Raw genomic sequence first — 18394 nt, 5'->3', positions numbered from 1 at the left:
GTGGCGGCGCCCCTGCGCGCAAAGACCCTCCGCCCAGGCTTTGCGCCGGATCAGCGCATGCCGGTATGGCCCCGAATCTCGGCGTGGCGCGAGCGCGTGATGGGGTACGCCATCAGCAGCGGAATCGCCAGCACCAGGCACAGCCCGGGCAGCACGCCGGTCATCAGGGTGATGCCCTGCAGCGCATCGGCCGACTGCGCGACGTTGGGCACATAGCCCGTCACGTCCAGCATGCCCGCCACCAGCACCGTGGCGAGTGTGCGCGCGAGTTTGTCCATCAGGCCGTAGAGCCCGTAGTACATGCCCGTCTGGCGCTCGCCCGCCTGCATGTGGCCGTGGTCGATGGTGTCGGGCACCATGGCAAAGGGCACGATCCAGTGCGCGCCCATGCCAATGCCCACCACCACCAGGATCGCGGTCATCAGGTGCTGGTCACCGGGCTTCACCCAGTACAGCGCCAGCAGCCCGGCCGCGCACAACACCAGCCCGAGGATGTAGGCCCGGTTCTTCTCCCAGCGGTCCACCACCACCTTCCATACAAACAGCGACAGCCCCACCACCCCGAGCAAGGTGCCCATGAAGCGGGGCAGGTCGCCCTTGTCGCCCTGCAGCTGGTAGATCACGAAGTAGGCCAGCGAGGCCTGCACCAGCGTGAGGCCCAGGCGCACCAGGGTGGCGGCACTCATCAGCAGCAAAAAGGGGCGGTTGTGCAGCGTGGTGCCCAGCGTGGCGCGCACGCTGGCCCACAGGGGCGGTGTGTGGGCCTCGGTGGCCGGTGGGGCGCCCGCTGCGGGCTCGCGCACGCGCCAGGCCACCACGGCCACGGCCATGCCAGCCACCAGGCCAAACACGGCGCCCGCCAGCGCATAGCCCGTGCGCGCATCGGGCGCGGCGCGCACCAGCACGGGCATGAGCACGCTGCCTGCAAAAAAGCCCAGCAGCGCGCCCATCGACGCAAAAGCCGTGAGGCTGGTGCGCTCGTCGTAGTCCTGCGTCATGTTCGCGGCCATGGCCTGGTAGGGCAGCTGCACCAGGGTCATCATGGTGTCGAACACGGTGTAGGTGATGGCGATCCACAGGAAGGCGGCCACGGGCGAGAGGCCCGGCGGCACCATCCACACGGCCGCCGCCGCCAGCCCCAGCGGGATGGCGCCGTAGATCAGGTACACGCGGTGGCGGCCGTGGCGCGAGCGGGTGCGGTCGGTCATCCAGCCAAACAGCGGGTCGTTGATGGTGTCCCACACCTTGCCCACCAGCAGCGCCGCGCCCGCCACGGCGGGCGGCACCAGGGCCACGTCGGTGTAAAAGATCATGAGCAGAAAACTCATGGCGGCAATCAGCATCTGCAGGCCGACGTTGCCCACGGCGTAGCCGAGTTTGGTGCCCAGGCTCAGGCGGCTCGCGGAGGGGCTCATGGGTGCGCGGCTGCGGGTTGGCCGGGGATGTGGTCGGCGACCGCGGGGGCCGGTGTGCGGGGCGGGGCGGCTTCCAGCATCAGGCGCACCTCGCGGCGCAGCATCTTGTTGAGGAAGCTGCGCGGGATCTCGGGCACCACCCGCACATCGTCGGGCTGCATCTGCGCGGGCAGGTGCTGCACCAGGAATTCCGCCAGGTCATGCTCCAGCGGCTGCGTGCTGCGGTCGCTGCGCCAGCTTTGCCGCAGGCTCACCACCAGCACGGCGGCGCTGCCGTGCTGCACCAGGCAGGCTTCTTTCACGGCGGGGTGGCAATGCGCCACCTCTTCGATCTCGCGCGGGTTGAGCGCGTGGCCGTTGCGCGTCACGCGGTCGGCGCTGCGGCCCAGCACATGCAGGTAGCCCGCCGCATCAAAGTAGCCCACGTCGCCCATCACCACCCAGCCGTCGCGCAGGGTTTCGCTGGTCTTCTCGGGGTCGAGCCAGTAGCCCTCAAACCGCACCGGCGTCATCACGGTGATCAGGCCCATCTGGCCCGGGGGCAGCGGCGCAAACTGATCGTCGCGGATCACCACGTCCACCCCTGGCATCACGCGGCCCACGGTGGAAAGGATGTCGTTGCCCAGCGGGTTGCCCTGCGCATCCACATGCTCGTGGGGCAGCAGCCAGGTGATGGGGGGCAGGGCCTCCAGGCAGCCATAGCCCTGCTGGAAGATGGGCCCGAAGCGGCGGATGGCCTCGGCGATCTTGGGCGCGGGCATCATCTCCGAGCCATAGGGCACATGGGTCAGGGACGATAGGTCGTACTGGTCCAGCGTGGGCTCGTCCAGCAGGTCGATGATGGCCGAGGGCGACAGGAAAGCGCGCGACACGCGGTGCTTCTGGATCAGCCCGGCCAGCGTGGTGGCGCGGAAGTCCTCGGGCATCACCAGCGCCGCGCCCGCCAGCAGTGTGGGCAGCACCAGGCCCGAGCCCGGGCCGGTGAGCGGCAGGCCCAGCATGTTCACGTCCGGCCCGTTGGCGGGCGGCTTGAAGTCGATGGCGCGCGAGATCAGGCGCACGCTGTCCAGGTACTTGCGGTTGCTGTAGCCGATGGACTTGGGCAGGCCCGTGGTGCCCGAGGTCATGTGCAGCGCGAACACGTCGTCCTCGTGCACGTCGGCCGTGCCTGCTGCGGGGGCGTGCTGCGCCAGGGCCTGTTCGTATTCATCCCCCAGCGCCAGCACGCGCAGGCCGGGCAGCTGTTCGCGCACGTCCTGCAGGATGGGGGCGCTCAGCAGCGGGTCGTGGATGAACACCGTGGGTTTGACGCGGCCCATGGTAGTGAGCGCCGCGTCGGCGGGCAGGTGCTTGTGAAAGCTCGCAAAGATGGTGCCGTTCTCGAAGGTGGCCAGCCGGGCTTCGTACTGCTCGCCGGTTTCGGGCAGCCAGGTGAAGACCACGTCGCCCTTCTTCACGCCCTGGGCCTGCATCCAGGCCTGCAGGCGGTACACGCGCTCCTGCAGCTGCGCGTAGGTGAGGGTGCCGCGCCGGTCAATCAACGCAGGCTTGTGGGCATGGCGCCGGTAGGCCAGGCGCGCCACCGAGCGCGCGGTGCGCAGGCGGTTGAGCAGAAAACGCGCAACAAGGCTGCGCAAGGATGGAAAAGCCATCGGAGTCTCCCGGGAGAAGGCTTGTAGAAGCAAAGTCCAGGAAGTTTTTCACGCCGATGCGTGTCAAGACATGACCATTTGTATGTGTACGTATCTTTGTGTTTCGGATTCGCCTGCGCGGTCGTTCTGGCCCCACAAACGGTGGCCATGCATTGGGGCCCGCGTCGCCGCAGCACAACAAATCGCAGGTCGGCAGCGGGATGCCGGGCGATGTACCGGCCAGAAAAAACCGCCAGGGCTGGATCGCAGCGGCTGGCGGTGGGTGTGCAGGCCCGTCCCGGGTTGGGGACGTGCGCCTGGATCACGGGCGAGTGCTTATGGGTACAGACCGCGCATTTCGCGGGCGTGCAGGATGCGCTGGCAGGCCACGATGAAGGTGGCGGTGCGCAGGCTCACCTTGTGCTCTTGCGCCACCTGCCAGATGCCCGCAAAGGCCTCTTGCATGATGCGCACCAGGCGGGCGTTGATCTCGTCCTCGCTCCAGAAGAAGCTGGAAAAGTCCTGCACCCATTCAAAGTAGCTCACCGTCACGCCGCCGGCGTTGGCGATCACGTCGGGCAGCACCAGCACGCCCTTGTCGTGCAGGATGTCGTCGGCCTCGGTGGTCGTGGGGCCATTGGCGCCTTCGATCACGAGCTTGGCCTTGATCTGGCCCGCGTTGTCCTTGGTGATCTGGCCTTCGAGGGCGGCAGGGATCAGGATCTCGCAATCCACGCCCCAGAACTCCTCGGCCTTCATCACGTCGGCGCCGGCAAAGCCGCCCACGCCGCCCCGGGCCTTCACATGCGCCAGCAGCGCGGGCACATCCACGCCCTTGCTGTTGAAGATGGTGCCGGTGTGGTCCTGCACAGCCACCACCTTGGCACCGGCTTCGGCAAACAGCTTGGCGGCAATGCCGCCCACGTTGCCAAAGCCCTGCACGGCCACCCGGGCGCCGTCCAGATGCAAGCCGGTCAGCTTGGCGGCTTCCACGCCCACGGTGAACACGCCACGGCCGGTGGCTTCGACACGGCCCAGCGAGCCGCCCAGGTCCACGGGCTTGCCGGTGACCACGCCGGTGGCGGTGGCGCCCACGTTCATCGAGTACGTGTCCATCATCCAGGCCATCACTTGGCCGTTGGTGTTCACATCAGGGGCGGGGATGTCCTTGGAGGGGCCGATCAGTAGGCCGATCTCGCTGGTGTAGCGGCGCGTCAGGCGCTCCAGCTCACCCATCGACAGCTTCTTGGGGTCCACGCGAATGCCGCCCTTGGCGCCGCCGTAGGGCACGTTCACTGCCGCGTTCTTCACCGACATCCAGGCCGACAGGGCCATCACTTCCGACAGCGTCACGTCCTGGTGAAAACGCACGCCGCCCTTGCCCGGGCCCCGGCTCAGGTTGTGCTGCACGCGGTAGCCTTCGTAGTGGGCGATGGTGCCGTTGTCCAGCTCGATCGGCACATCCACGATCAGGATGCGCTTGGGGCGCTTGAGCGTTTCCACCCAACGCGCCAGGTTGCCCAGGTAAGGGGTGACGCGGTCCACCTGCTGCAGGTAGTTGCCCCAGGGGCCGAGGTGGTCGGCCTGCAGGTACGAGGGCAGGGAGTGGGTGGGGCTGGCAGCGCCAGTGGGTGAAGACATGGTGAATTCCTTGTGGGATCAGTTCAAGCCGCGAAGCTTATGCCTGCGGTTGCACGCTGTCTAAGGCCGGAGTGTTTGAGTGCTATGCAAATAATGCATAACCAGTGGAGGGCACCTGTTTATGCGGCGCTGCAGCAAAAGCAGGGGCCCCGGAGCGCGCCGAAAGGCGCGTTGCCTGCCCCCGCCCAGGGGCTGCCCGGGCCCTGCTTGGCAGGCCTATGCGACGGTGACATGCGCCAGCGCCGGGTCGCCCGTCGGGTAGCGCAGGTCCAGGTTCTGCAGCACCGCACGCAGCACCGTGGCAACCATCAGGTTGCGGTGCGTCTTGGAGTCGGCGGGCACGATGGTCCAGGGCGCCCAGGGCGTGTGGGTGGCCGCCAGCAGCGTGTTGTAGGCACGGCGGTAGTCGGCCCACTGCTTGCGCGCATCGATGTCGCCCATGCTGAACTTCCAGTGTTTGGCCGGGTCGTCCAGCCGCTCCTGCAGGCGCTCGCGCTGTTCGTCCTTGCCGATGTGCAGCAAAAACTTCAGCACGATGGTGCCCGTCTCGCTGAGCATGCGTTCAAAGTCGTTGATGTGCGCCAGCCGCTGCTGGTGCTGATCGGGCGTGATCCAGCCGTTGACCACGGGCACCAGCACGTCCTCATAGTGGCTGCGGTTGAACACGGTGATGTCGCCCGCCTGCGGCACCTGCTGGTGGATGCGCCAGAGGTAGTCGTGGGCGCGCTCGGTCTCGGTGGGCGCCTTCCAGCCCACGGCGTGCACGCCCAGGGCGCTCATGCGGGCAAACACGCCCCGGATGGTGCCGTCCTTGCCCGAGGTATCCGTGCCCTGCAGCACCACCAGCAGCTTGTAGCGCTTGTCGGCGTAGAACAGGTTCTGCAGTGCATCCAGCTCCACCGCCAGCTCCTCCACCGCCGCCTTGTCGCGGGCCTTGTCGCCCAGCGAGAACGGCTTGGCGCCGGCGTCGATGTCGTCCAGCGACATCTGCTTGCCCGGCGGCTGCCAGGGCTGCAGGCGCTGCAGCAGGGAGGACGGGGCGGCGGCAAACGGTGAAGGCACGGGCGGGCTCCTGGCAGGGCGGCGCGGTGCGCCGGTAATTTCAACAGGTCCTCAAAGATACCCGCTGTGCGCCGGTGCCTGCTGCCACTGGTCGTGCAGCCCGTCCACCCGCACGACGGCCAGGCGCGCCAGGTCTTCGTCCGCCAGGCCATCAATGCAGCCTACGTTCACGCCATACATCTCGCCCATGGGCGTGTCGGTGCCGTGGCCAAACACGCGCACGCCGCAGTGGCGGCAGAAGTAGTGGTGGTTCTTGTGGCTGCCAAAGGTGTAGCGCGTGAGGTCGTCCTGCCCCCGCACGATGCGAAAGCCGCCCGGCAGCGCCACGGCGGGCCAGAAGCGGGTGCGGCGGCAGATGCTGCAGTTGCAGCGGTAGGTGGGCTGGGCCAGGTCCAGCGTGGCTTCGACGGCAACGGCGCCGCAGTGGCAGGTGGCGGTGTGGGTGGTGGCGGTCATGGCGGGGGTCCTGTTGTTGCGCTGTGGGTGTGGGTGGGCGGGCATGGTTGCAAACCTTGCGCCCGGCGGCATCCTTCGGGTGAACGATGCCGCGACCACCGGCCGACTGTCAATCCGGGGGCTTCAGCCATGCGCCATGCGGTAGGCCAGCGGCGTTTGCCCCGTGGCCTGCTGGAACGCGCGGTGCAGGCCCGCCTCGCTGGCAAAGCCCAAATCTTCGGCAATGCGTTTGAGGGGCAGGGGCGTGTCGCACAGCGCCTCGCCCACCTGGCGCAGCTTGATGCGCCGCATCCACAGCGCGGCCGACAGCCCCGTGTGCGCCTGCACCCGGCGCGCCAGTGTGCGGGGCGACAGCGCCAGCGCCTCGGCCAGAGCGGGCAGGCGCAGCGCGGTGGCGGGGCAACGCTGCACCCACAGCAGCGCGCGGCGCAGGGTGGGATCGGTCACAGCCATCAGGTCGTGCTCCGCAAACGCGGGGTGGGTGGTGCGCGGGCGCGGCAGCATCAGCAGCGACTGCAGATCGCCCAGCGCGGCGGCATCAAGCCGCTGGGCCAGCGCGTGCAGCATCAGCGGCAGGTGTCCGTTGGCGCCTGCGGCGGTGGTGGCGGGGCCGTCTTCCACCAGCGGCTCGTCAAAGCGCCAATGCACCGCGCCAAACTGCTGTTCCAGCGCCGCGCGCAGCCACCAGGTGGCCGTGGCGCCGCGCCCGCGCAAGCGGCCGCTGGCGGCGGCCAGCGCCACCCCGGCGCAGTAGCTCCACACCCGGGTGCGGCGGGGCACGGCGCGCAGCGCCGCCACGGCGGGTGCCAGCTGCTGCTGCAGCGCGGGCGCCTGCCAGCCGTCGGGCGACGACAGCCACAGGCCGGGCACCAGCACCGCATCCACCTCGGCCTGCGCCAGCGCCACGCCGGGCGTGAGGGCCGGGCCCTGCCAGGTGGGCACGGGCTGCAGGTCCACCCCCGCCCAGCAGGTGGTGACCACGGCACGCTGCGCGCGCAGGTTGGCGGCCCGCGCCAGGTCGGCCGTGGCAAACAGGCCGGCGGGCATGCAGCCGGGGTACAGCAGCAGGGCCAGGCGCAGGGGAGGCAAGGGTGGCTGAGGCATGGTAACGGTGAGGTGGCAGAAATTGGAAAGAAGTTGTCCAACCTGGCCATTCTCGTCGCACCCGCAAATCCCAACAATCCATGGCATCCCCACCGGCTCTGGAGCCCCGCCATGCAGATCACCCAATTGCGCAACGCCACCGTGTTGCTGGAATTCACCTCCGCCGAAGGCCGCCCCGTGGGCCTGCTGGTGGACCCCATGCTCGCGCCCCGGGGCAGCCTGCCCGCGCTGCGCTACCTGGGCGCAGGGCGCCAGCGCAATCCCATCGTGGAACTGCCCGCAGGCACAGACGCGCTGCTGCAGCGTGTGACCCACGCCCTCATCACCCACTGCCAGCGCGGCCACTTCGACCACCTGGACCGCATGGGCAAGCGCTTTCTGCGCGAGCGGCAGATTCCCGTGCTGTGCATGCCGCGCGATGCCGGCTACCTTGCGCAGCGGGGCCTGCAGGTGCTGCCGCTGGCGGGGCCGGGGCGCCAGCCGCTGGTGCTGGGCGGCCACATCACGCCCATCCCCTGTGTGCACGGCACCGGCTGGGTGGGCCGCCTGATGGAGCATGGCCATGGCTACCTGCTGGAGCTGCCGGGCGAGCCCAGCGTCTACCTGGCGGGCGACACCATGCTCACGCCCACCGTGCGCGACTGCCTGGCGCGCCTGCAGCCCGAGGTGTCGGTGCTGCCTGCGGGCGGGGCCCGGTTCGATGTGGGAGCCGAAATCCTCATGGACGCCGCCGACATGGCCGAGGCCGCACGGCTGACCCCCGGGACGCTGGTGGTGAACCACCTGGAAGCGCTGGACCACTGCCCCACCACCCGCGCTGCCGTGCGCCAGCGGGCGGTGGACGGCGGCTGGGCCGACCGCCTCTGGGTGCCCGAGGACGGCGAGTGCCGGGAGTACCAGGCTGTGATGGCGTAGTTTGCTATATAAATAAGAGCTAATGAGGCAATATGGACGCGCGCAGAGGCCGTTTTTGACCCCTGTTTATGGCCCTGGGTGCGTTACCGGGCCGCGCCCTGCGGCGTGGCGCTGTCGCGCATCAGCGCCACAAACCGCGCCGCGCCCAGGCCCAGCGGCCGCTCTTTGGACCACACCACATCCACCCACAGCGCCGTGCCGTTGCTGAGGTTTTCAAACGGCATCTCCACCAGCGTGCCCGCCGCAATGCGCGGCTGCACCAGCGCGCGCGGCTGCCAGCCCCAGCCCAGCCCGGCCTCGATCAGGCCCAGCGCCGCCAGGTGGTTGTCGGTGCGCCAGTGGTGGCGGGCAAACACAAAACGCGGGTCGGTCTGGCCCAGGTCGCGGCTGGCCACCACGATCTGGCGCGTGGTGGTCAGGTGCTCCTCGCGCAGCATCGCGCCCTCGGGCGGCTCGCCGCGCGCCTGGGCGGCGGCGCGGGCCCCGGCCAGCACGGGGTGATCCGGCGCGATCACGGCCACCAGGGTTTCGGTGCCCACTTCCTGAAACCCCTCGCGCCCGTCGATGCTGGGCCGCTCGAACACCAGCGCCAGCTGCGCCCGGCCGCTGTGCAGCAGCGCCAGCGCGTCCACCTGCGGCGCAGCCAGCACCTCGACCTGCAGCAGCGGGTATTCGTGCGCCAGCGCCGCCAGCGGGCCCCGCCAGCGTGCGGCCAGCAGCTCGGGGGCAATGGCCAGGGTCAGGCGCTCCTCCAGCCCCTGGGTCAGCGCCAGTGCCTGGGCGTTGAGCTGCTGCAGCTGCTGGGCCAGCAGCCGCGCCTGGGGCTCCAGCGCGCGCGCCGCCGCCGTGGGCCGGGGCTCGCGGCCGCTGCGGTCGAAGAGTTGCACATCCAGCTCGGCCTCCAGGTGCGCCATCGTCATGCTCACGGCCGAGGGCACGCGCGACAGCGCCCGCGCGGCGGCCGAAAACGAGCCCTGGTCGAGCACGGTCAGAAACACCTGCACGCTGTCGGAGTTGAAGGCCATGGCGGTTTGATCTATCAATAAAACTGAAACAAGCTGACTTTATGTGTCAGTGCGGCGAATATAAAGTACCGGCCATGGACAAGACACCCACTCTTTTTGGCCTGCAAGGCGTCAAGCGCCGCGTGATCTACGTGACCCTGTACGAGCTGATCGCCATTGGCGCCGCCACGGTGGGCCTGGCGCTGCTCACGGGCCAGGGCGCGGGGCATTCGAGCGTGGTGGCGGTGGCGGCCTCGGTGATCGCCATCGTCTGGAACATCGTCTTCAACTGGGCGTTCGAGCGCTGGGAGGCGCGCCAGCCGGTGCGCGGGCGCAGCGTGGCGCGGCGCGTGGCGCACGCCATCGGGTTCGAGGGGGGGCTGGTCTTCACGCTGGTGCCGCTGTTTGCCTGGTGGTTTGGCGTGAGCCTGTGGCACGCGTTTGTGATGGACCTGGGGCTGATCGTGTTCTTCCTCTGCTACACCTTTGTCTTCAACTGGGTGTTTGACCACCTGTTCGGCCTGCCCGCATCGGCCATGGCGGCGTCGTAACAACAGCCCAGAGCGCGCTTCTTCAAACAATGTCAACCGCCGTTCGGCAGCGGCCAGGGGCGCTCTGCCGCCACCCATAATCGGCCCCATGCGTGGGCCGTTTTTATTGCTGCTGCGGGGGTTGCCGGGTTGGTGGGCTGGCGTGGTGGCCTGCTGCGTGCTGGCAGGCTGTGCCAGCAACGCCCCCACGCCGCGTGGCGAGGTGAAGGGTGCGCCCACCCATGCCGCCGAGCTGGCCCAGGCCGACGCCAACCGCATGGCCACCCTGGCCATGCAGGAGAACCTGGACGGCCTGCTGCGCCTGGCCGACAAGCTCTACCGCCGCAACCCCGCCGAATGGCGCAAGGGCACCGCCACCAGCCGCGAACAGGCGCTGGAGCAGCTGCGCACCGCCGTGTTGCAGCGCCAGCCCTGGGCCCCACTGCAGGGCCGCCGCGACATCGCCGCCATGGCACTGGCCCTGGCGCCCGAGTTCGCGGGCGACCGCGTGGCGGCCTTCATCCATGCCACGGCCGACATGGTCATCACCGCCCATGGCGGCAAGACGGAGTTCTTCCTGCTCGACGGCGTGGATGCCCAGCACCTCTACAACGCCGCGCGCAATGTCGAAACCGCCGCCTGGCTGCTCGCCCAGCGCCGCAATGCCCAGGGCCAGCCGCTGCTGCTGGCCGACGAGATCGGCGCCCAGGGCCGCAACCTGAGCTTCGAGCGCGAGTTCGGCAAGATCATTGCGCGGCTGGACCTGCTGGCCGCCTTTACCACCGAAAAGTACCGCCGCGCGGCCATCAGCTATGTGCAGGGCATTGTGGGCGGCACCTTCTTGCAGTTCCTGCCCGTGCGCTGATGCGGCGAACGCCTGCTCGTATCACCCGGTAAAATCCGCACCTGCCCAAGGAGCGTTGCAGCGGCCTCTCACCACGACGGGGCCGTCAGGCTTGGGCACCCAAAAGCTATTCAAGCCCCACCGCAACGACGCTCACCTGTTTTTCTGCTGCCCCTGCACAGGTGAGTCCTATGTCCGCGTCTGCCCCGTCCCTGCCCCCCATGAAGCTGTCCGGCCTGGAGCCCGTCTCCATTGGCGAGGGCACGCTGTTCGTCAACATCGGCGAGCGCACCAACGTCACCGGCTCCAAGGCCTTTGCCCGCATGATCCTCAACGGGCAGTACGAGGAGGCCCTGGCCGTGGCCCGCCAGCAGGTGGAAAACGGCGCCCAGGTCATCGACATCAACATGGACGAGGCCATGCTCGACAGCAAGGCGGCCATGGTGCGCTTTCTGCAGCTCATCGCCTCCGAGCCCGACATCGCGCGTGTGCCCATCATGGTGGACAGCTCCAAGTGGGACGTGATCGAGGCCGGTCTGCGCTGCATCCAGGGCAAGGGCATCGTCAACTCCATCAGCATGAAAGAGGGCGTGGAGAAGTTCAAGCACGAGGCACGCCTGGTGCGCCGCTACGGCGCCGCCGCCGTGGTGATGGCGTTTGACGAAGTGGGCCAGGCCGACACCTACGCCCGCAAGATCGAGATCTGCGAACGCGCCTACCGCGTGCTGGTCGATGAGGTGGGCTTCCCACCCGAAGACATCATCTTCGACCCCAACATCTTCGCGGTGGCTACCGGCATTGAAGAGCACAACAACTACGCGGTCGATTTCATCGAAGCCACGCGCTGGATCAAGCAGAACCTGCCGGGCGCCAAGGTGTCGGGCGGTGTGTCCAACGTATCGTTCAGCTTCCGTGGCAACGACCCGGTGCGCGAGGCCATCCACACCGTGTTCCTGTACCACGCCATCCAGGCGGGCATGGACATGGGCATCGTCAACGCGGGCATGGTGGGCGTGTACGACGACCTCGAACCCGTGCTGCGCGAGCGTGTGGAAGACGTGGTGCTCAACCGCCGCGCCGATGCGGGCGAGCGCCTGGTGGAGATTGCCGAAACCGCCAAGAGCGGCGCCAAGGACGAGAGCAAGAAGCTCGAATGGCGCGGCACGCCCGAGCACCCCAAGACCGTGGGCGAGCGCCTCTCCCACGCGCTGGTGCACGGCATCACCGATTTCATCGTCGAAGACACCGAAGAGGCCTACCAGGCCATCGTTGCCAAGGGCGGCCGCCCGCTGCACGTGATCGAAGGCCCGCTCATGGACGGCATGAACGTGGTGGGCGACTTGTTCGGCGCGGGCAAGATGTTCCTGCCCCAGGTGGTGAAGTCGGCGCGCGTGATGAAAAGCGCCGTGGCCCACCTGATCCCCTACATCGAAGAAGAAAAGCGCCAGGACGAACTCGCCGGGCGCGATGTGCGCAGCAAGGGCAAGATCATCATCGCCACCGTGAAGGGCGACGTGCACGACATCGGCAAGAACATCGTCACCGTTGTGCTCCAGTGCAACAACTTCGAAGTCGTGAACATGGGCGTGATGGTGCCCTGCCACGAGATCCTGGCGCGCGCCAAGGTCGAGGGCGCGGACATCGTGGGTCTGTCGGGCCTCATCACGCCCAGCCTCGAAGAAATGCAGTACGTGGCGGGCGAGATGCAGAAGGACGACCACTTTCGCATCAAGAAGATCCCGCTGCTGATTGGCGGCGCCACCACCAGCCGCGTGCACACCGCCGTCAAGATCGCGCCGCACTACGAAGGCCCCGTGGTCTACGTGCCCGACGCATCGCGCAGCGTGAGCGTGGCGCAAAGCCTGCTGGGCGATGGCGTGCAGAACTACGTTCAGGAGCTGAACGCCGACTACGAAAAAGTGCGCACCCAGCACGCCAACAAAAAGCAGACCCCCATGTGGTCGCTGGAGAAAGCCCGCGCCAACCGCACGCCCGTCAACTTCAGCACCTACGTGCCGCCCACGCCGCGCTTGCTGGGCCGCCGCGTGTTCAAGAACTTCGACCTGGCCGAGCTGGCCAAATACATCGACTGGGGCCCGTTCTTCCAGACCTGGGATCTGGCTGGGCCCTACCCCGCCATCCTGACCGATGAGGTGGTGGGCGTGGAAGCCACGCGCGTGTTTGCCGACGGCCAGGCCATGCTGAAAAAGCTCATCGAAGGCCGCTGGCTCAGCGCCAGTGGCGTGATGGCGCTCTACCCCGCCAACAGCGTGGGCGACGACATCGAGTTCTACACCGACGAAACACGCACCCAGGTCGCCATGACCTGGTACGGCATGCGCCAGCAGACCGAAAAGCAGATGATCGACGGCGTGATGCGCCCCAGCCGGTGTCTCGCCGACTTCGTTGCGCCCAAGGACAGCGGCATTGCCGACTACGCAGGCCTGTTCGCCGTCACGGCCGGCCTGGGCGTGGAGAAGAAGGAACAGGCCTTTGTGGATGCGCTGGACGACTACAGCGCCATCATGCTCAAGAGCCTGGCCGACCGCCTGGCCGAGGCCTTTGCCGAATGCCTGCACCAGCGCGTGCGCACCGACCTGTGGGGCTACGCAGCGGGTGAGCAACTCAGCAACGACGAGATGATTGCCGAGAAGTACGCTGGCATCCGCCCCGCGCCCGGCTACCCCGCCTGCCCGGACCACAGCGCCAAGCAGGAGCTGTTCCGCGTGCTGCAGTGCGAAGAGATCGGCATGGGCCTGACCGAGAGCCTGGCCATGACGCCCGCCGCGAGCGTGAGCGGCTTCTACATCGGCCACCCCGACAGCGTGTACTTCAACGTGGGCAAGATCGGCGAAGACCAGCTGCACGACATGGCCGAGCGCCGGGGCATGGATGAGAAGGTGCTGGAGCGGTTGCTGGCGCCGAATCTGTGATGCCGTTGCTGCCGTTGGATGCTTTTGCAATTCACTGTGTGGCAGCTTGCGATTGTGGACAAAGCGCTGGAGGCTAGTTCGGTTTGATTTTGAGGACCTTGTGACCACAGGTCACACCCGTTTTCCTCGTCCTTTGTCCCGTCCGTTTCCCCCCGCCCGTTGGGGCTCGGCCTGTCGAAGCCTGGGTGTTTCCACTGAGCAGCTCCTCGACGGGCAGAGCGAAAGCTCGGGCTGCCCGATCAGGCGCCTGGCCAGACTTTCCGGTAGATCGAACGCAGAGCCTCGCCCCGAGCCCTGGGTGTGGCCGGGCGGTTCTTCTCTCTGTGGGTAGGTGTTCTTCCCAGCTAGGGAGATTCCTAGCTAGGAATCGCCTGTATAGCTGTACGAAGGTAAAACCGGTTCAATCACGTTCATCCCTCACGGCTGCATCCAGTGGCAGATGCCCCAAGGGATGGCACGAGGCCCAGTGCCCATCGTGCCCAGGGATGGATCAATACCGACAGCTCTTCACCATGCAAATCAATACCAGCACCAGTACTTGGGCACTTTCCGGCAGTGGCACGGCTGCAGCGCCTGCGGACCCCAGTTTGTCTCAGGAGACGGGCTTTGCCAACGGAAACACCTCGGCGGCTGCGCAATCCGGTTTGATGCTGGCGCAGGCCGATACCCTCAACCCCACCGCCAGCAGCAACACCACGCAAAGCGCCAACTCCACGCCGTTCTGGGGGGCTGGCACCGTGCCAGCGCCCAATGCCCTGACCGCGTTGCGGCATGCCGAGCGCGACCGGACCGATCCATTGCGGCTGGGCGTGAACGAGGTTTACCGCGACGCCATTACCCTGGCTGCGGATCGCACGGGCTACCCACGCGCCACGATTGCGGCCGTGATATCTGCAGAAGCGGGCCCGCTGCGCGGCAAGCGCCTGGACGACGCCGCCAACCAGCGCTTTTTTGGCGAGCTGCATCCGCAGCTGGACCCCAAAGCCAAGCTGGACAAGGCGGGGGCCGCCGAGTGGAAGGCCTTGCGCAGAGAACTCTCTGCCACCTGGGACCCGCAGAGCTACAACACCACCAGCAAGGCTGGGGGCTTGACGCAGTTTCTGGAAAGTACCTGGATCGAATCGGCCACCAAGCCGGGCAGCTACGTCAACGAACAGGCCAAGTCCCTGGGGCTGGTGAACGATGCCAACCAGGTGGTGGACCGGGCTGCGCTGCTGGACTTGCGCTTTGACGCCACCACCTCCATCGTGGCTGCGGCTGAGCTGGACAAGGGTTATTTCACCCAGCTGAGCGCCCGCTCCAACAACGACGGCACCCCTTTGGTGTCTGCCGATCTGCCCGCAGACAAGAAAGCGCAGTACATCTACCTGGTCCACCACGAGGGCGCGAATGGTGCGGCGCAAATCCTCAAAGGCACGCTGACCGATGCGCGCGCTGAAGGCCTGCTGAAAAACCACGTGGCTGATGCCGACAAGCGCCAGACGATGATCGACGCCCACGAAGGCAGCGCAGCCAAGGCTTACACGGCGTACCTGTGGCAGTACATTGAGCAGCGCATAGTGCCCGCCAACTTCCGTTGAAACGCCCGATTCCTGCAATGACTTGTACCTTGTCCGCCCGACTTCGCTCCCTTGTACGTTGTGGTGCCGTGGCGCGCAGCGTGGCGCGTGCTGGGGCACGAAAAGCGCTGTGGGCCGCGCTGGCACTGACCCAGCCCGTCTGCTGGGCCCAGGCTCCGGCCCCTGCTCTTGCTGCCAGTTCCACCTTGCCAGCCAGCCGCCTCGCGGCGCAATGGGAAGGCCCGGCCTTGGTGGGGCAGTTGCAGTTACGACTCATCGTCTTGGATGCTGAACGCGGCGCGGTGGCGGCAGCGCTCACGGTTGGATCGCCGCAGTGCAGCGGCGGTCTGGACAGCCTGGGGCAATGGCAACGAGGCATCCTGGTGCTCAAGCCCTACCGGCCCGAACCCGACGCTGCCGCTTGCGAGGTCCAGGTGCGGGTGGATGCCGACGGGCGCCGGGCCTGGGTGTCCGAGACGGGTTGCGGTGCCTATCGGGGCGCTGCCTGTGTGTTTGAGGGGCAGTTACAGGCGCGGTAGAAGGGCCTGCTCACTGCTTCAGGAGCCATGAATCTCATTCAGATTTCTCAAGGCAAACCGATCAGCCCCGGCTGTCCGGCAGCTGCGCAATCACCTTGATCTCGAACTGAAACCCATACAGCCAGGTCACCCCGATGCCCGTCAGCGTGGGGTAGGGCGCCTCGCCCCAGAATTCGGGCACGACGCCCCAGACGGTTGCGAAGTTCGCCTCGGGGTTGACCACAAACATCGTCACATCCACCACATCGTCAAACGTGCAGCCCGCAGCCCGCAGCCTGCAGTACGGCATTGAGGTTGGTGAACGCCAGGCGCACCTGGGCGGCCAGGTCGGGCTCGGGCGAGCCGTCCTCACGGCTGCCGACCTGGCCAGAGACAAACAAGAAACCGTTGGAGCGCACTGCGGGCGAATAGCGGTTGCGCTCGTACAGCGCCTGGCGGCCTGCGGGGAAGACAACATCACGGTGGGGCATGGGATTCCTTTCGTTCTGCGGGGCAGATGATTGCGATGAAGGCACTGTAGAAGCGCGCGTTGTTCTGATAAACACGCTAATCTGCGCACCACTGTTCCTGATTGCCAAACAATGGCGGGCGTGTTGCTGCTTCAACATGCCTCAACTACCTCTACGCCATGGACCGTTTTGACGCCCTGCAGGCCTTCGCCCGCGTGGTGGAATCCGGCAGCTTCACCAAGGCCGCCCTCACCCTGCACCTGAGCCGCACCACCGTCACGCAGCTGGTGCAGCAGCTCGAAGCCCGCTTGCGCGTGAAGCTCCTGCACCGCACCACCCGGCGGGTGCAGGTCACGCCCGACGGCGCCGCGTACTACGAGCGCGTGGTGCGCCTGCTGGCCGACCTGGACGACGCCGATGCCAGCGTTTCCACCGCCGCCGCCGCGCCCCGGGGCCGCCTGCGGGTGGACGTGCCCAGCCCCCTGGCGCGCCTGGTTCTCATCCCGGCGCTGCCCGCGTTCCACGCGCAGTACCCCGACATCCTCCTGCACATGGGCGTGAGCGACCGCCCCGTGGACATGGTGGGCGACAACGTGGACTGCGTGGTGCGCGGCGGCGCCATCACCAACCCCGCGCTGGTCGCACGCCATGTGGGCGACCTGCAACTGCGCGTGTACGCAGCCCCCAGCTACCTGCAGCGCGCGGGCACGCCCGAGCACCCGCAGGCGCTGGAAGGCCCGCACCACCGCACCGTGGGTTTTCTGTGGGCACGCACCGGCCAGCCCCTGCCGTTCGAGATGCGCCGTGGCACCGAACATGTGCGCGCCCAGGGCCACGATGTTTGCGCGGTGGACGATGGCAACGCCTACCTGGCCGCAGGCCTGGCGGGCCTGGGCGTGCTCTGGCTGCCTGACTACATGGCCCGCCCCCACGTGGCCACCGGCGAACTGGTGCCCCTGCTGCAGGACTGGACGCTGGCGCCCATGCCGCTGTACGTGGCCTACCCACCCCAACGGCATGTGAGCGCCAAGGTGCGGGTGTTCATTGACTGGGTGGTGGGGTTGATGGCGCTGCATGCGCCGGTGGCAGTGCGCAGCAGGTGAAATGCTATTGAATAGATAGCTAAAAAAGAAAACTGGACAGGCGCAAGGCAGGGTTTTGAGTCAAAAAATGCGCCGCACAAAGTGAAAAATTTGCGGCACCGCCATCACCCAGGTCACCCAGGTCACCCAGGTCACCCAGGTCACCCAGGTCACCCAGGTCACCCACGCCACGCCGCCTCAATCGCCGCCACATCGATCTTGCGCATGCCCATCATCGCGTCAAAGGCCCGCTTGGCCGCTGCGCGGTCCGGGTCATTGATGGCCTGCGTCAACACCCGTGGCGTGATCTGCCACGACAGCCCCCACCGGTCCTTGCACCAGCCGCAGGCGCTCTCCTGCCCGCCATTGCCCACAATCGCGTTCCACAGCCGGTCGGTTTCGGCTTGATCGTCCGTCGCGATCTGGAACGAAAACGCCTCGCTGTGCGTGAAGGCCGGGCCGCCGTTCAGCCCCAGGCACGGGATGCCCAGCACCGTGAACTCCACCGTCAGCACATCGCCCTGGTGCCCTGCGGGGTAGTCGCCGGGCGCATGCATCACCCGCCCTACGGCGCTGTCGGGAAAGGTGGCCGCGTAGAACGTCGCCGCCTCCAGTGCCGTGCCGTTGAACCAGAGGCAGAGGGTGGTTTTGGGGGGCATGGGGAGCTCCTGTGGGGGGCGGAGGATGCTCGGGTGGAGCAGGATGGAACCGAGATTTTGGCAGTTTGTGGAATGCCGAATTGCCCGCTGAAATGCTGCAGCAATGGGCGCTCAACAGATACCGAAGCTATTCAGACAGTTAAAAGTCGATTGGAGCGGGAGCTGACAGCCGCCGACGATGCTTCCTAACGGAATTGATCGAGTTGCCTGCGCATTTCACGAAGCTCACAGAGGGCCTCTGATACAGACCGAGAAGAGTGTGGCGCTCCTCCGCCATAAAACTTGTTTTGGGTCTCTTGGTAAGTAGAGAGCAGCGTTTGAATCTCCGCGCATAGCAATTTCACGCCTTGACCAGTCGCCTCCACTTCAATATCGCAAATCGCGGCGGCAAGAACTTTATCTAAATGATGTAAATACGCAGCCCCTAGGGATGTCCTGAACAACTCGAATTCGTGAGTGCTACAAGGCCGCAGTTTTCAGATCGCGCAGAGACCGCCCTTTTTGCCTGCTGGTGGGCCTTGCTTTTGGGTTGCCCCGAGGCCCTTCTTGCCGCCTTCGCGGCCATTTGCCT

Annotated in this window: 15 protein-coding genes, 1 pseudogene and 1 riboswitch; of the genes and pseudogenes, 7 read left to right on the top strand and 9 right to left on the bottom strand. The window is 67.0% G+C overall.

Translation table 11 applies throughout. The annotated features are described in order from the left end of the window. Positions 1-50: 50 nt before the first annotated feature. From A1D30_RS24065 to A1D30_RS24040, 6 genes are all read right to left on the bottom strand, one after another. Positions 51-1415: a glycoside-pentoside-hexuronide (GPH):cation symporter gene (locus A1D30_RS24065; protein WP_063463259.1), complete on the bottom strand. Its 1365-nt coding sequence runs from the start codon at positions 1413-1415 to the stop codon at positions 51-53. Further along, positions 1412-3067 (bottom strand): AMP-binding protein, encoded by a 1656-nt coding sequence (locus tag A1D30_RS24060; protein WP_063463258.1) that lies wholly within the window; start codon positions 3065-3067, stop codon positions 1412-1414. Before A1D30_RS24060 ends, A1D30_RS24065 begins: the two co-directional genes overlap by 4 nt. Before the next feature lie 315 nt (positions 3068-3382). Continuing rightward, on the bottom strand, positions 3383-4687 hold the full coding sequence (locus A1D30_RS24055; RefSeq protein ID WP_063463257.1) for a Glu/Leu/Phe/Val dehydrogenase: 1305 nt from the start codon (positions 4685-4687) through the stop codon (positions 3383-3385). Positions 4688-4903: 216 nt separating this feature from the next. Continuing rightward, complete coding sequence (locus A1D30_RS24050) at positions 4904-5704, bottom strand: PPK2 family polyphosphate kinase (RefSeq protein WP_242422029.1); 801 nt, start codon at positions 5702-5704, stop codon at positions 4904-4906. Between the two features lie 96 nt (positions 5705-5800). Next, the gene (locus A1D30_RS24045; protein WP_063463285.1) at positions 5801-6205 is read right to left on the bottom strand and encodes a GFA family protein; all 405 of its coding nucleotides are present in this window, start codon (positions 6203-6205) and stop codon (positions 5801-5803) included. Positions 6206-6328: 123 nt separating this feature from the next. Then, entirely contained in the window at positions 6329-7309 is a 981-nt protein-coding gene (locus A1D30_RS24040) for a helix-turn-helix domain-containing protein (RefSeq protein WP_063463255.1), read from the bottom strand. Between the two features lie 111 nt (positions 7310-7420). On the opposite strand from A1D30_RS24040, the gene A1D30_RS24035 reads away from it, so the two are divergent. Next, entirely contained in the window at positions 7421-8224 is an 804-nt protein-coding gene (locus A1D30_RS24035) for an MBL fold metallo-hydrolase (protein WP_063463254.1), read from the top strand. An 83-nt stretch (positions 8225-8307) separates the two neighbouring features. Here the strand turns inward: A1D30_RS24035 and A1D30_RS24030 are convergent, their stop codons facing one another. Then, positions 8308-9249, bottom strand: coding sequence for a LysR family transcriptional regulator (locus tag A1D30_RS24030; protein WP_063463253.1), 942 nt, complete (start codon positions 9247-9249; stop codon positions 8308-8310). 74 nt (positions 9250-9323) lie between these two features. Here A1D30_RS24030 and A1D30_RS24025 point away from each other — a divergent pair, with 74 nt between their 5' ends. The 5 genes from A1D30_RS24025 (at position 9324) to A1D30_RS24005 (ending at position 15633) form a co-directional block, all read left to right on the top strand. Then, positions 9324-9779, top strand: coding sequence for a PACE efflux transporter (locus A1D30_RS24025; RefSeq protein WP_056057131.1), 456 nt, complete (start codon positions 9324-9326; stop codon positions 9777-9779). A gap of 88 nt (positions 9780-9867) precedes the next feature. Further along, positions 9868-10623 (top strand): hypothetical protein, encoded by a 756-nt coding sequence (locus tag A1D30_RS24020; protein WP_063463252.1) that lies wholly within the window; start codon positions 9868-9870, stop codon positions 10621-10623. A 41-nt stretch (positions 10624-10664) separates the two neighbouring features. After that, positions 10665-10764, top strand: a riboswitch (S-adenosyl-L-homocysteine riboswitch). Positions 10765-10784: 20 nt separating this feature from the next. Next, positions 10785-13535 (top strand): methionine synthase, encoded by a 2751-nt coding sequence (gene metH / locus A1D30_RS24015; RefSeq protein WP_277922030.1) that lies wholly within the window; start codon positions 10785-10787, stop codon positions 13533-13535. Positions 13536-14047: 512 nt separating this feature from the next. Beyond that, entirely contained in the window at positions 14048-15115 is a 1068-nt protein-coding gene (locus A1D30_RS24010; protein ID WP_131798539.1) for a hypothetical protein, read from the top strand. Positions 15116-15144: 29 nt separating this feature from the next. After that, positions 15145-15633, top strand: a complete 489-nt coding sequence (locus A1D30_RS24005) for a hypothetical protein (RefSeq protein WP_131798538.1) — start codon at positions 15145-15147, stop codon at positions 15631-15633. A gap of 61 nt (positions 15634-15694) precedes the next feature. Here the strand turns inward: A1D30_RS24005 and A1D30_RS24000 are convergent. Further along, positions 15695-16103 (bottom strand): annotated as a pseudogene (locus A1D30_RS24000) (RidA family protein). A gap of 158 nt (positions 16104-16261) precedes the next feature. On the opposite strand from A1D30_RS24000, the gene A1D30_RS23995 reads away from it, so the two are divergent. Beyond that, positions 16262-17185: a LysR family transcriptional regulator gene (locus A1D30_RS23995; RefSeq protein WP_063463249.1), complete on the top strand. Its 924-nt coding sequence runs from the start codon at positions 16262-16264 to the stop codon at positions 17183-17185. 158 nt (positions 17186-17343) lie between these two features. Here A1D30_RS23995 and A1D30_RS23990 read toward each other — a convergent pair whose 3' ends face one another. Next, positions 17344-17823 (bottom strand): VOC family protein, encoded by a 480-nt coding sequence (locus A1D30_RS23990; RefSeq protein WP_063463248.1) that lies wholly within the window; start codon positions 17821-17823, stop codon positions 17344-17346. Positions 17824-18394: the final 571 nt, after the last annotated feature.

This window comes from Acidovorax sp. GW101-3H11, from assembly GCF_001633105.1.
Lineage (GTDB): Bacteria > Pseudomonadota > Gammaproteobacteria > Burkholderiales > Burkholderiaceae_C > Acidovorax.
The sequence above is the reverse complement of the archived record's forward strand: the minus strand, read 5'-3'. Positions and strand labels throughout refer to the sequence as shown.

What these genes read in the sequence shown, in the direction of transcription:
- A1D30_RS24065 (WP_063463259.1), bottom strand. Translation starts at nt 1,415, where the DNA reads ATGAGCCCCTCCGCGAGCCGCCTGAGCCTGGGCACCAAACTCGGCTAC.
- A1D30_RS24060 (WP_063463258.1), bottom strand. Translation starts at nt 3,067, where the DNA reads ATGGCTTTTCCATCCTTGCGCAGCCTTGTTGCGCGTTTTCTGCTCAAC.
- A1D30_RS24055 (WP_063463257.1), bottom strand. Translation starts at nt 4,687, where the DNA reads ATGTCTTCACCCACTGGCGCTGCCAGCCCCACCCACTCCCTGCCCTCG.
- A1D30_RS24045 (WP_063463285.1), bottom strand. Translation starts at nt 6,205, where the DNA reads ATGACCGCCACCACCCACACCGCCACCTGCCACTGCGGCGCCGTTGCC.
- A1D30_RS24040 (WP_063463255.1), bottom strand. Translation starts at nt 7,309, where the DNA reads ATGCCTCAGCCACCCTTGCCTCCCCTGCGCCTGGCCCTGCTGCTGTAC.
- A1D30_RS24035 (WP_063463254.1), top strand. Translation starts at nt 7,421, where the DNA reads ATGCAGATCACCCAATTGCGCAACGCCACCGTGTTGCTGGAATTCACC.
- A1D30_RS24030 (WP_063463253.1), bottom strand. Translation starts at nt 9,249, where the DNA reads ATGGCCTTCAACTCCGACAGCGTGCAGGTGTTTCTGACCGTGCTCGAC.
- A1D30_RS24025 (WP_056057131.1), top strand. Translation starts at nt 9,324, where the DNA reads ATGGACAAGACACCCACTCTTTTTGGCCTGCAAGGCGTCAAGCGCCGC.
- A1D30_RS24020 (WP_063463252.1), top strand. Translation starts at nt 9,868, where the DNA reads ATGCGTGGGCCGTTTTTATTGCTGCTGCGGGGGTTGCCGGGTTGGTGG.
- A1D30_RS24010 (WP_131798539.1), top strand. Translation starts at nt 14,048, where the DNA reads ATGCAAATCAATACCAGCACCAGTACTTGGGCACTTTCCGGCAGTGGC.
- A1D30_RS23995 (WP_063463249.1), top strand. Translation starts at nt 16,262, where the DNA reads ATGGACCGTTTTGACGCCCTGCAGGCCTTCGCCCGCGTGGTGGAATCC.
- A1D30_RS23990 (WP_063463248.1), bottom strand. Translation starts at nt 17,823, where the DNA reads ATGCCCCCCAAAACCACCCTCTGCCTCTGGTTCAACGGCACGGCACTG.